This window comes from Segatella copri (assembly GCF_015074785.1).
Classification (GTDB): domain Bacteria; phylum Bacteroidota; class Bacteroidia; order Bacteroidales; family Bacteroidaceae; genus Prevotella.
The window spans coordinates 3,654,558-3,667,506 of record NZ_CP042464.1 but is presented as its reverse complement, the minus strand read 5'-3'; the positions used below and the strand labels follow the sequence as shown (position 1 = coordinate 3,667,506).

At 49.2% G+C, this 12,949-nt stretch carries 13 protein-coding genes; 6 read left to right on the top strand and 7 right to left on the bottom strand.

Going from position 1 to position 12,949, the window contains the following annotated elements; all coding sequences use genetic code 11:
• Window positions 1-129: 129 nt before the first annotated feature.
• Together FO447_RS15020 and tsaE are read left to right on the top strand one after the other, a co-directional pair.
• Window positions 130-1,683 (top strand): bifunctional response regulator/alkaline phosphatase family protein, encoded by a 1,554-nt coding sequence (locus FO447_RS15020; RefSeq protein ID WP_022122094.1) that lies wholly within the window; start codon window positions 130-132, stop codon window positions 1,681-1,683.
• 57 nt (window positions 1,684-1,740) lie between these two features.
• A complete protein-coding gene (tsaE, locus tag FO447_RS15015; RefSeq protein WP_118066007.1) occupies window positions 1,741-2,151 on the top strand; it encodes a tRNA (adenosine(37)-N6)-threonylcarbamoyltransferase complex ATPase subunit type 1 TsaE in 411 nt (136 codons plus the stop codon).
• An 89-nt stretch (window positions 2,152-2,240) separates the two neighbouring features.
• Here the strand turns inward: tsaE and trxA are convergent, their stop codons facing one another.
• Window positions 2,241-2,555, bottom strand: coding sequence for a thioredoxin (gene trxA / locus FO447_RS15010; RefSeq protein WP_118066009.1), 315 nt, complete (start codon window positions 2,553-2,555; stop codon window positions 2,241-2,243).
• A 37-nt stretch (window positions 2,556-2,592) separates the two neighbouring features.
• Window positions 2,593-6,303, bottom strand: a complete 3,711-nt coding sequence (dnaE, locus tag FO447_RS15005; RefSeq protein WP_153095186.1) for a DNA polymerase III subunit alpha — start codon at window positions 6,301-6,303, stop codon at window positions 2,593-2,595.
• Window positions 6,304-6,468: 165 nt separating this feature from the next.
• Here dnaE and FO447_RS15000 point away from each other — a divergent pair, with 165 nt between their 5' ends.
• A complete protein-coding gene (locus FO447_RS15000; RefSeq protein ID WP_117727847.1) occupies window positions 6,469-7,161 on the top strand; it encodes a phosphatidylserine decarboxylase family protein in 693 nt (230 codons plus the stop codon).
• Window positions 7,162-7,232: 71 nt separating this feature from the next.
• A complete protein-coding gene (pssA, locus tag FO447_RS14995) occupies window positions 7,233-7,964 on the top strand; it encodes a CDP-diacylglycerol--serine O-phosphatidyltransferase (RefSeq protein WP_119238358.1) in 732 nt (243 codons plus the stop codon).
• Window positions 7,965-8,077: 113 nt separating this feature from the next.
• On the opposite strand, the gene pyrH is transcribed toward pssA, so the two are convergent.
• The 3 genes from pyrH to FO447_RS14980 all read right to left on the bottom strand — a co-directional run bounded on the left by pyrH (window position 8,078) and on the right by FO447_RS14980 (window position 10,018).
• Window positions 8,078-8,788 carry a UMP kinase gene (gene pyrH / locus FO447_RS14990; RefSeq protein WP_200757048.1) on the bottom strand — a complete coding sequence of 237 codons (711 nt, stop codon included), beginning with the start codon at window positions 8,786-8,788 and terminating at the stop codon, window positions 8,078-8,080.
• A gap of 77 nt (window positions 8,789-8,865) precedes the next feature.
• The gene (locus FO447_RS14985; protein ID WP_200757046.1) at window positions 8,866-9,606 is read right to left on the bottom strand and encodes a biotin--[acetyl-CoA-carboxylase] ligase; all 741 of its coding nucleotides are present in this window, start codon (window positions 9,604-9,606) and stop codon (window positions 8,866-8,868) included.
• A 34-nt stretch (window positions 9,607-9,640) separates the two neighbouring features.
• Window positions 9,641-10,018 carry a YraN family protein gene (locus FO447_RS14980; RefSeq protein ID WP_006847856.1) on the bottom strand — a complete coding sequence of 126 codons (378 nt, stop codon included), beginning with the start codon at window positions 10,016-10,018 and terminating at the stop codon, window positions 9,641-9,643.
• Window positions 10,019-10,121: 103 nt separating this feature from the next.
• Between FO447_RS14980 and FO447_RS14975 the strand changes: the two genes are divergently transcribed.
• A complete protein-coding gene (locus FO447_RS14975) occupies window positions 10,122-10,568 on the top strand; it encodes a nucleoside deaminase (protein WP_117587405.1) in 447 nt (148 codons plus the stop codon).
• Here the strand turns inward: FO447_RS14975 and FO447_RS14970 are convergent, their stop codons facing one another.
• The gene (locus FO447_RS14970; RefSeq protein ID WP_200757044.1) at window positions 10,569-11,420 is read right to left on the bottom strand and encodes a hypothetical protein; all 852 of its coding nucleotides are present in this window, start codon (window positions 11,418-11,420) and stop codon (window positions 10,569-10,571) included.
• Window positions 11,421-11,490: 70 nt separating this feature from the next.
• The gene (gene rsmI, locus FO447_RS14965) at window positions 11,491-12,255 is read right to left on the bottom strand and encodes a 16S rRNA (cytidine(1402)-2'-O)-methyltransferase (protein ID WP_022122104.1); all 765 of its coding nucleotides are present in this window, start codon (window positions 12,253-12,255) and stop codon (window positions 11,491-11,493) included.
• 95 nt (window positions 12,256-12,350) lie between these two features.
• On the opposite strand from rsmI, the gene FO447_RS14960 reads away from it, so the two are divergent.
• A complete protein-coding gene (locus FO447_RS14960) occupies window positions 12,351-12,935 on the top strand; it encodes a thymidine kinase (protein ID WP_006847860.1) in 585 nt (194 codons plus the stop codon).
• The last annotated feature ends 14 nt before the right edge of the window (window positions 12,936-12,949 follow it).

Here is a 12,949-nt window from a genome sequence, read left to right as displayed (position 1 = left end):
GGTAATACAAACGTTTTCATAAAAAGTACCAAAGAATCTTTATCATTAACTCTCTTTAACACAAAGTCGTGTTCCCTATTCCATTTTTCTTTGTACTTTAGCACCCCGAAAAGAAAAAGGATATAAAATATGAGCAACGGATTATTACTTTGGATAGACGACGAGATAGAACTTCTCAAGGCACACATCATCTTTCTGGAAAAGAAAGGATACGAGGTGCAGACGGTAAGCAACGGACCAGATGCCATTGAACTTTGCCGCCAGCAGACCTTCGACCTCATCCTGCTCGATGAGATGATGCCGGGACTCAGCGGACTGGAAACCCTGCTACGCATCAAGGACATCCAGCCTGCCACACCGGTAGTGATGTGCACCAAGAGCGAAGAAGAAAACATCATGGACCAGGCAATCGGTTCAAAGATAGCCGACTATCTGATCAAACCCGTAAACCCGAACCAGATTCTGCTCTCGCTCAAGAAGAACATCCACCGCAAAGACATCGTGGCGGAGGTGACGCAGAGCGGATACCAGCAAGACTACCAGCAGATAGCCATGCAGATGATGGAATGCAGAACGGCGGAAGACTGGATGGAGATTTACAGGCGACTGGTAAGCTGGGAACTGAAGCTGAGCGATACGGCAAGTCCGATGGCTGAGATGCTGGGCATGCAGAAGGAAGAGGCTAACCAGGGGTTCGCCAAATACATAGCCAAGAACTATCTCGACTGGGTGAGTCCTGACAACAGAGACCGACATCTGATGAGTCCCGACATCTTCAAGCGCAAGATATTCCCGCTGCTCGATGAGGGCAAGAAGGTGTTCCTGATAGTGATAGATAACTTCCGCTATGACCAGTGGCGCATGCTGGCAGAAGACATCGGCGACCTGTTCGACATCGACGAGCAGCTCTACATGAGCATTCTTCCTACCGCCACGCAATATGCACGCAACGCCATCTTCAGCGGTCTGATGCCGAACAAGATAGCCGAAATGTTCCCTGACCTCTGGGTAGATGAGGACGAGGAGGAAGGCAAGAACCTGAACGAGGCGCCGCTGATACAGACCCAGATAGAGCGATTCAGAAAGCACTATACCTTCAGTTATCACAAGGTGAACGATTCGCAGGGTGCCGACCGCTTCCTGGAGCATTACAACGAGTGCCGGAACAACGACCTGAACGTGCTGGTGATTAACTTCATCGACATGCTCTCTCACGCGCGTACCGAATCTAAGATGGTGCGCGAGCTTGCCAACAACGAGAGTGCCTACCGCAGCATCACGCAGAGCTGGCTCCGCCATTCGGTTCTCTCCGAGCTCTTCAAGCTCCTTTCGCAGAGCGATTACCAGGTAGTGCTCACCACCGACCACGGCAGCATCAGGGCATCGAAACCAATCAAGATTGTAGGCGACCGCAATACGAACACCAACCTACGCTACAAGCTGGGCAAGAATCTGGCTTACCAGAGCAAGGAAGTTTTCACCATCAAGGAGCCTCAGCGTGCCCAGTTGCCGGCACCTAACCTGAGTACCTCGTATGTATTTGCCACGGGCGACAGTTTCTTCGCCTATCCGAATAATTACAACTATTATGTGCAATACTACAAGGATACCTTCCAGCACGGCGGCATCTCGATGGAGGAAATGCTCATACCGCTCATCACGCTGACACCGAGAAAAAGGTAAGAATTAATAGTAATCATAAAGTTCAAAGTTCAAAATTCAAAGTTCAAAGTAAAATATATGAAGATAAAAATTGACTCATTAGACACGATCCATGAAGCAGCCAAGGAATTTCTGCAGAACATGGGCGACGGCAAGGTCTTTGCCTTCTATGGCAAGATGGGAGCCGGAAAGACAACATTTGTAAAAGCCATTTGCGAAGAACTGGGCGTAGAAGATGTCATCACATCTCCTACCTTCGCCCTCGTAAACGAATATACAGCGGGCGACGGCTCACCTGTCTACCACTTCGATTTCTACCGCATCAAGAAACTCGAGGAGGTTTACGATATGGGCTACGAAGATTATTTCTACAGCGGCAACCTCTGTTTCCTGGAGTGGCCGGAACTGATAGAAGAACTGCTGCCGGAAGACTGCACCAAAGTGACTATCACCGTCGAAGAAGACGGAACAAGAAGCGTAGAATGGTAAGTCACCGACAGCCCCGAACAAAAAAAAGCATCTGGCTGAGAACATGTTTTCTCAAGCCAGATGCTTTTATCATTTCCTATCCGGGCTGATTACAGGAGAGCCTGGAACTTCTCGGTGAGGGTTGCCTTAGAGGCTGCGCCAACAAACTTGTCTACCAGCTGGCCACCCTTGAAGAAGAGGATGGTAGGGATATTACGAACACCAAACTCCATAGCGATGTCGTCGTTCTCCTCTACATCACACTTACCTACTACCAACTTGCCGTCAAACTCCTCAGCAAGTTCTGATACGATAGGAGCAATCTGGCGGCAAGGACCGCACCATGTTGCCCACAAATCTACTACCAATGGCAGTTCGCCATTCTTGTAGCTCTCGAAATTCTCGGTTGTAATTGTTACTTCCATTTTTCTATACCTTTTTATATTAAAACTAAAATTACTTCTAATTGATCTGATAGCTCATCTTAGGATGCTGCTCGATATACTGGATGAGGGCATGGCCCACACCCACCGTATGCTCACGGGCACGCATCAGCAGATAGGTATTGCTGTCAACATCATGTATCTGGAAAAAGAGCTGCGCCTTGCCCTCGTCATTCTCCAGAATGGTCTGCAGGTCGCTGACCATCGTTTCATCTATCGCATCGCTCTCCACATTGATGGTGAAGCGGTCGATGCGGTTCTCCTTGACCGTCTGCAGATACTCTACATTGCCTATCTGGAAATCGAGATAGTTGGCATTGCCGTAACGGGAAACGCACTTGGCGGTGATGTAGATGGTGCTGCCTTCAACCATGATGCCGCGCCACTTGCCCCAGTCTTCGCCAAAGAGAGCCAGCTCGCCTGAACCCTCAAAGTCTTCGAGCGTAACAAAACCGCACGGCTTGCCCGTCTTGGTAAACTTCGACTTCACACCCGTGATGATGCCGCCCAGCACCACATCCTCCTTCTTAGCCAGCTCCTGCTTGTCGCCCAGTTCTGAGCAATGGGTATTGCAGAGGGAGTTGAGGATGATGCTGTACTCATCGAGCGGATGGGCAGAAAGATAGATGCCCACAAGCTCACGCTCACGGTTCAGACGTTCGATGGTGCTCCAGCTCTCTGCATCAGGAATAGGCGGCGTAGCTATCTCTATCGCCTCGGTACCGCCAAAGAGTGAGTTGGCAGCCTCGTGCTGTTCCTGCTGGAAGAGCTGACCGTAGCGCACCAGCGTATCGAGGAAGGTTTCGCCCTTGTTGTTCTTGCCGAAGAACTGCTCGCGACGGATGCCGAAACTGTCGAAACCGCCACTCAGCGCCAAGGTTTCGAAAGCCTTGCGGTTCACGCTGGAGTAATCTACACGCTCGGCAAAATCGAAGATGCTCTTATAAGGTCCGTTCTTCAGTCGCTCTGCCACGATGGCATCGGCTGCCGGAGCACCCATACCCTTGATGGCTGAAAGACCGAAACGTATCTCTCCATGCTCGTTCACACCGAACACGCGGTAACTCTCGTTCACATCCGGACCCAAGGTCTTGATGCCCATCGACTGGCACTCCTCCATCAGCTTGGTGATTTCGGTAATCTGTGCAAAGCGTCGGGTCATCAGCGCCGCCATGTATTCGGCAGGATAGTGCGCCTTGAGATAGGCAGTCTGGTAGGCTACCCACGAATAACAGGTGGCATGAGACTTGTTGAAGGCGTAGGAAGCAAACTTCTCCCAGTCGCCCCATATCTTCTCCAGCACCTTCGGGTCGTGGCCGTTCTCCTGTCCCTGCTTGATAAACTTAGGCTTCATCGCATCTACGATAGCCTTTTTCTTCTTACCCATCGCCTTACGCAGGGCATCTGACTCGCCTCGGGTGAAGCTCGCCAACTGACGGGAAAGAAGCATCACCTGCTCCTGATAGACCGTGATGCCGTAGGTATCCTTCAGATACTTCTCCATACACGGGATATCGTAGGTAATCTCCTGTTTGCCGTTCTTGCGGGCAATGAAATCAGGGATGTAATCCATAGGTCCCGGACGGTAGAGGGCGTTCATGGCGATGAGGTCCTCGAATACCGTAGGCTTCAGCTCACGGAGATACTTCTGCATACCCGGCGACTCGAACTGGAAGGTTCCGATGGTCTGACCGCGCTGATAGAGCTGATAGGTCAGCTCGTCATCGATAGGGATGGTATCGAGGTCAACGACATCGCCTGTAGTCTGCTTGATAACCTTGCATGCCTCCTTCATCTCAGAGAGGGTCTTCAAGCCCAGGAAGTCCATCTTAATCAGACCGGTGGTCTCGATGACATGGCCGTCGTACTGCGTTACCGCCGTCTTCAGTCCCGGGAAATCAGGGTCATCGGCAGTAGATACAGGCACCCAGTTGCTGATAGGGTCGCGGCAGATGATGAATCCGCAGGCATGGATACCCGTGCCTCGGATGGTTCCCTCGAGCATCTTGGCATACTTGATGGTATTGCTCTCGCGGGGATCGTTGGAGAACTCTGCCTCGCGCAGCTCTGGGGTATATTTGATGGCATTGGTCAGGTTCATCTTGGCACCGTCAGGCAAACGGTCTGGGATAGCCTTGCAGAGTGCATTCGCCTTATCCAACGGCAACTTCTCTACACGCGCCACATCCTTGATGGAGTTCTTCGTCGCCATGGAACCGTAGGTAATGATATGGGCACAGTTCTCATGACCGTACTTATCCATTACCCATCTCAGCACCTTGCCTCGGCCGTCATCATCAAAGTCGGTATCAATATCCGGAAGGTTCACACGGTCTGGATTCAGGAAACGCTCAAACAGGAGGTCGTACTTCAATGGGTCAATCTTGGTGATTCCCAAACAGTATGCCACCACCGAACCTGCCGCAGATCCACGTCCAGGTCCCACCATCACGCCGAGTTCCTCACGAGCCGCCCTGATGAAGTCAGACACGATGAGGAAGTAGCCCGGGAAACCCATGGTCTTCATCACGTGGAGCTCGAAGTTTACGTGTTCGTCTACATTCTCGGGCAGCGGGTCGCCATAAAGCTTTTTGGCTCCCTCGTAGGCAAGATGGCGCAGATATTCTGCCTCAAACTTGATACGGTATATCTTATCGTAACCGCCCAATCGGTCGATTACCTTCTGACCTTCCTCTGGTGGCAGCGGGTTCTTGCCGTTCTCATCAGAGGTAAACTCCTTGTAGAGGTCTTCTTCTGATACCTTCTGGCGCAACTGCTCCTCGGTACCGAAACTCTCCGGAATCGGGAAGAAAGGCATGATAGGACCATGGTCGATGCTGTAAATTTCCACCTTATCTAATACTTCGAGGGTATTGGAAAGCGCTTCGGGAATATCCGAGAACACCTCGTTCATCTCCTGGCGGGTCTTGAACCATTCCTGCTTGGAATAGCGCATACGGTTAGGGTCGTCGAGATCCTTGCCGGTAGCGATACAGAGCAGATGGTCGTGAGCCTCGGCAGTCTCCTTATCCTCGAAGTGGCAGTCGTTGGTGCACACCAGTTTGATGTTAAACTCCCTTGCCATCTTGATAAGTTCCTTGTTGGCACGCTGCTGCAACTCGTAAGCCTCGCGGTTGGCAAGCAGACTCGGGTCATCGGGCACTTTATGGCGCTGGAGCTCGAGATAGTAATCATCGCCAAAGAGGTTGTGGTACCACTGGCAAGCCTCGCGGGCTCCTTCCAGGTCACCATGCAGAATCTTGGATGGCACCTCGCCTGCAATACATGCCGAACAGACGATGAGGTCTTCGTGATACTTCTCCAGATCGGCACGGTCGGTTCGTGGGCGCATGTAGTAACCATCTACCCACGAATTGCTCACCAGCTTGATGAGGTTCTTGTATCCATTATAATTCTTGGCAAGTACAATGAGGTGATAACCGCTCATATCGCCCTTATCCTTCTCTCGGTCGGCTTTGGTTCGGCGTGCCACATACATCTCGCAGCCTATGATAGGCTTGAAAGGTTCAAGTCCCTCCTTCTTGCGGTCTTTATTAATCTTGCCGCAATAGTCGGTGAGTTCCTTGATGCCGAACATCACACCGTGGTCGGTTACCGCCATACCCTTCATGCCGTCCTTGATGGCCTTATCTACCAGATGCGGTATCTTCGACTGGCCGTCGAGGATGGAGTATTGGGTGTGTACATGCAAATGAACAAAATCTTCCATTATCTGTTTAAAATTCGAATTTTGACAACAAAGTTACGGCGAAATATTGAAAAAGCCAAAAGAAATATGCGAAAATATTGAAAAAGGTAAAAGAAACCCACAAAAAATTTGCAAAAGTGATAAAAATGACGTACCTTTGCACCAATAAAAACTTAATCCTAGTATATGGGACAGAAAATAAAGAAATTAAAGAAGATAAGATTGCACCGCGAAGGTACCGATCAGCTGGTAACCGGAGCGATAGCATTAGTAGCCATTGCGGCTATATTGTGGACAACCCTAGACAACAAGATTCCGTTCTGGGCTTTTGTTGTTGTGTTCGGTACGGTATATGGTATCGTGCTCAACTTCTACCGTTGTCCTATCAGATACCTCAACGTAGAGGATACTTCGAAACTGGTAGTAGCACCAGCCGACGGAAAGATTGTGGTAATAGAAGAGGTGGAGAATGCTCCCTACTTCGGTGACCGCCGCCTGATGATTTCCATCTTCATGAGCCTCTGGAATGTTCATGCCAACTGGTTCCCGGTGGATGGTAAGGTGAAATTCGTGAAGCATGTGGACGGCAACTACCACAAGGCATGGCTGCCTAAGGCTAGCGAGGAAAACGAGCATGCCGACGTGATGATTACCACACCTGAGGGAGTGGATGTACTGTGCCGCCAGATTGCCGGTGCGGTGGCACGCCGCATCGTAACCTATGCCAAGGAAGGGGAAGAATGCTTCATCGACGAGCACCTGGGATTCATCAAGCTGGGTTCACGCGTGGATGTCTACCTGCCTGTAGGTACAGAAGTATGCGTAAAGATGGGACAGTCAACTACGGGCGACCAGACCATCATCGCTAAATTGAAATAACATATTGACAGATAGAGGGCAAGCCGGAACATACTTCCGGCTTTCACTCTATCATAATATACTGGAAAGAAATGAGTATCAAGAAACATATTCCAAACACGATAACCTGCTGCAACCTGGTTTCGGGCTGCATTGCAACATCGTTTGCCTTCGGCGGAAACCCAAAGATGGCATTGTTATGGATTATCATCGGAGCCGTATTCGACTTCTTTGACGGCATGAGCGCCCGCCTGCTGCACGTTTCATCGCCAATAGGCAAGGAGCTCGATTCGCTGGCTGATGACGTAACCTTCGGTGTGGCTCCTGCCACCATCGTATTCTCACAACTCTTTGTGATGGAATATCCGGGTTTTCTGGAGCCTTTGCGCCCATGGCTGCCTTACGCAGCCTTCATCATCGCAGCCTTCTCGGCATTGCGACTGGCTAAGTTTAATCTTGATGAGCGCCAGACTACCTCTTTCATCGGTGTTCCTACACCAGCCAACGCCCTGTTCTGGGGTTCGCTGATTGTGTTCAATCCAAGCTGGCTCGAAGGATATTCATGGTCGGTATTCATCATTCTGGCCCTGATTCTCATCACCAGCTATCTGCTGGTTTGCGAGATGCCTCTTTTCGCCTTGAAGTTCAAGCAGTGGGGTTTCAAGGGCAATGAGGTGAAATATGGCTTTGCCGCGCTCACCATCATCATCCTCGCTACTTCGGTAGCACTCGATGGTCTGACCGGTTTCCTCACTGGCTGGTGGCTTGTCATCGTGGCATACGTCATCATCTCGGCGATTATTTATCTGAAGAAGACGAAATAGAAGAAATCCCCTTTATTGGGATATTTAGGTATTTATGTAGATTATTAATTGAAAAATGCGGCTAGATGTGAATCCAGTCGCATTTGCTTTTTTCTTCCTGTTGAGAGAGATGATTAGTTGTGTACAAGCGTACCAATCTCCTCACCATCCATCACCTTCTTGAGGTTACCTACAACATCCATATTGAACACGTAGATAGGAAGGTTGTTTTCCTTACACATGGTGGTAGCTGTCAAATCCATTACCTTCAAGCCCTTGGTGTAAATCTCATCATAGGTAATGTCCTTGAACTTGGTAGCTGTAGGATCCTTCTCAGGGTCGGCGGTATAGATACCGTCTACACGGGTACCCTTGAGCATCACGTCAGCCTCGATTTCGATACCGCGGAGAGAAGAACCGGTATCGGTAGTGAAGTATGGACTGCCTGTACCTGCAGAGAAGATGCAGATATAGCCTGCCTCCATCGCCTCAATCGCCTTCCACTTGGTGTAGAATTCGCCGATAGGCTCCATGCGGATGGCAGTAAGAACCTTGTTCTTAACACCCAAGGCTCCGAGTGCGCTGCTCAATGCCAGGGAATTGATAACGGTAGCACACATACCCATCTGGTCGCCCTTGACACGGTCGAAACCCTTCTGGCTTCCGCTCAAACCGCGGAAGATGTTACCACCACCAATCACAATGCCTATCTGAACGCCCATCTCATGGACCTCCGTTATCTGCTTAGCATAATCACTCAGGCGCTCTGGGTCGATGCCGAAGCTCTGCTTACCCATCAGACTCTCGCCGCTCAATTTCAAAAGAATTCTTTTAAACTTTGCCATTTTATTTTAATTTACAATTTACAGTTAACAGTTTACAGGGCGTAGCCTCCTATAAACTATTAACTATTAACTATTAACTATAAACTATTAACTAGGAATTTGATTTCTCCGAACGCATACGAGCGTATTACTCCCTTCTTGTCATGAAGGATGAGATGACCATCGTCCTCCACCTCTACGAAGGCGCCCTCGAACTTACCGTCCTTATCCTCATACCAGTGATAGCCCTTGCGACGGTAGAGAGAAAGATGATAGATGCCCGACACATCCATATAATCGGCACGACGCAGAAGTTCGTAGTATTTGCAGAAAGCCTCAATCACCTTCTGCAGCACCTCTTCCCTATCCACCTCATGACCCAGAATCTGAGCCAGAGATATAGGGTTGGGCGCATCGCTGTGGAACTCAGTCTGATTGACATCAATGCCGATACCGAAGATGCAGCGCTTGATGCCCTTGGAGTCGATGGCAGTCTCTATCAGCGTGCCACTGATTTTCTTGTCATACCAGTACACATCATTCGGCCATTTCAGCGTAATGCCGTCCGTATAGGAATCAAGAGCGTCCTTCACGGCGAGCGCACCAGCCTCGGAAAGGAGGAACTGCTGGCGCAAAGGTACCCACTTAGGACACATCATCATACTGAAGAGGAGGTTCTTGCCCGGCTCACTCTCCCAGGTATGCACGCCCTGTCCCCTGCCTGCTGTCTGATAGTCAGCAACAGCAATGGTCAGCGCATCTTCATCGTAAGTATCCAAATTCTTCAGGAAGGCATTCGTGGAATCCACTTCCTTTAATCGTATAATCTTCTTTTCCATGTCTATATAATAATGTATAGCGAATCACAACGGGTTATCCAATCAGCAACGGGTTGAAGGCATCCACAAGATGCTCGATGCGTTTCACCTGATGCCCTACCCCTACCACGGTAACAATATCAAAGCGAAGTTCTTTTTCCACCTTCTGTTCCTTGACGTAAGTATTGGCGGCTATTGCCAGATTGCGCATCTTCCTGACATCTACGGCTTCCTCGGGCTGCTGGTATTCTTCACCCGAACGGGTCTTTACTTCTACCACAACCAGCGTCTTACCATCCGGCGAAACGGCAAGGATATCCAGATCCCGCTTGCCGGCTTTCCAGTCTCTGTCGATGACGACATAGCCTTCATTCTCGAGATAGAGCGTAGCCTCGTCTTCTCCCCATTTGCCTAATTCATTATGCTCTGCCATAGTCTATTTTCTTTATTTTGCATCAAAAGATGCTTTTACCTTGCAAAAATAACAAAAAAAGTCCACACTTCAAACTTTTTTATGTAATTTTGCACGAAAAACAATGGAAGATATTAAGAATAAAGACGAAGCATACATGCGCCGTGCTCTGATGGAGGCTCAGGCGGCATTCGATGAAGACGAGATTCCGGTAGGCGCCATCATCGTTTGTAAAGACCGGATCATATCGCGTGCCCACAATCTTACGGAGATGCTGACCGATGTTACGGCTCATGCCGAAATGCAGGCCATCACTTCGGGAGCCAACATGCTGGGAGGAAAATACCTGAAAGACTGTACCCTCTACGTTACGGTAGAACCCTGCGTGATGTGCGCCGGAGCGCTGGGATGGGCACAGATCAGCCGCGTGGTATATGGTGCCAGCGACGAGAAAAGGGGGTATACAAAATATGCGCCCGATGCACTGCATCCTAAGACGACAGTTACATCGGGCGTATTGGAAGATGAGTGCCGCGCACTCATGCAGGATTTCTTTCAGAGAAAGAGATAATTACTTAACGAGCACTACAAGATACTTGCTGGTGCTCCAGAAAATCTGTGGATTGGTGATGCGAAGAGTATACTGCTTGTTAGCATCACGTACCAATGCATAAGAGCTGGATGGGTGGGTAGTGAGCAACTTAGCCGACTTTGACATCAACTTGATTTCAGAAATGTTGCGGATATCAACCTTGGTGAAATAACTCTTGTTGAAATTACCGGTCATTACCTTACCACCTTCCATGATATGCTGCTCCTTCAACTCCTTCTTGGTACCGAATACATACCAGGCAGTGTTGAGCTGCTTGTCCTGTGCATTGATTGTCTCTGTCTTCTGGCTGCTTTCAGTAGTAAGACGAGAGGTCTTGGTATTCAGATTGTTGATAGTCTCGTCGAGCGCTGCAATATGAATATCCTTCTTATCCAACTCCTCGCGAAGCACCTGAAGTTCCTTATCCTTCTGTGCAATCTGCTCCTGAAGGTTTGCGATGGCCTTCTTCAACTGGTCAGCCTGCAAAGAGCTGTTAGCCATCTGCTTCTGCAGTTTAGCCAGGAGTTCGCGGTTCTGCTGCATGCGGGTAGCGATGAACTGAACATCCTCCTTGAGCTGCTGTCTCTTGTTGGCACCCTCACCGTTCTTCAGAATAGTTACTCTGTGTTCAGCCTCACTAATCTGGTTCAAACCGTCCTGGATTTCATTCAATGTACCCATCATATCGTTAATTTCGCTATCTTTCTGAGCGATGATACTGTTTAGCGAATCATTCTGCTGATTTGCCAAATCCTGGGTGTTGTTCTTGCCGTTGTTGCAACTGGTCAAGCAAAAAGCAGCTAAACATGCCGCAAATAATAGCTTTTTCATAATCATTTTCCTTTTTAATGTTTGATTTAAAAAATTATTTTTTCGCGTAAAACGCGTCGCTTCCTATACTTTATTCATTACTTTCTTCATCCCTGCGAGCCCCGTTTTTCTTCTGCCGGCGCTCTTCACGCTTCTTTTCCTTCATCTCCTCCTTGAGCTGTTTAGGATCTTTTCCTGCCAATACGATGACAAATTCGCCCCTTGGTTCTGTCTCCTCAAAATGAGCGATAACCTCGGCAAGCGTACCCCTCACACTCTCCTCGTGGAGTTTGGATATTTCACGACAACAGCTCACCTGTCTGTCATCCCCGAAAACCTCGGCAAACTGCTGCAAGGTTTTCACCACACGATAAGGCGACTCATAGAAAATCATGGTGCGTACCTCATCCTTCAATGATTCAAGATAGGTCTGTCTGCCCTTTTTCTGCGGAATGAATCCTTCAAAACAGAAACGGTCGCATGGCAAACCCGATGAAACGATGGCAGGAATGCATGCCGTAGGTCCAGGCAAAGTCTGCACCGTGATGCCTGCCTTGGCTGCCTCGCGGGCGAGGTAAAAACCAGGATCGCTGATACCCGGTGTTCCGGCATCGCTGATCAAGGCGATGGTTTCGCCACCCTTCAGTCGCTCTACGATGGCAGAAGATGTGCCATGTTCGTTAAACTTATGGTGAGCCACTAATCGATTTCTGATATCGAAATGCTTCAGCAGAACACTCGATGTTCGAGTGTCCTCAGCGAGTACCAAATCCGCTTCTTTCAGTATGCGAATGGCTCGCATTGTCATGTCCTCCATGTTACCAACTGGAGTCGGAACGATGTATAATGTGCCCATACTGACCGCAAATGTAGTTAATTAATCTTTCATAGCAAAAAAAAAACGCGTTTCTTTGCATTTTTTAAAACCTTATTATTAATTTTGCCCCCGAAATGACAGAAAATCTAATTGGGGAGGCGCACCGTCCCGGAAGAATTGAAGTGGTGTGCGGATCGATGTTCTCCGGAAAAACAGAGGAATTGATCCGAAGAATGAAGCGTGCGAAGTTCGCCAAGCAGAAGGTGGAAATCTTTAAGCCGGCGCTTGACACTCGTTACTCCGAGGAAGATGTAGTGAGCCATGATCAGAACTCTATCCGGTCTACTCCTATTGAGTCCTCTGGATCGATACTGCTATTGGCTTCTGATATCGACGTGGTGGGTATCGATGAAGCCCAGTTCCTGGACAATGGGCTCGTGGAGGTTTGCAACGAACTCGCCAACCGTGGCGTGAGAGTCATCGTGGCAGGACTGGATATGGACTTCAAGGGAGTTCCCTTCGGTCCGATTCCTGCTCTCTGTGCCATCGCCGACGAGGTGACCAAGGTTCATGCCATCTGCGTAAAGTGCGGATCGGTTGCCTATGTGAGCCACCGGTTGGTCAATAACGACAAACGGGTGCTTCTGGGCGAGAAAGATGAATACGAGCCACTCTGCAGAGAATGCTACCAGAAGGCGATTCTTAACGAAAAATTATAACAAAAGGAACAGTT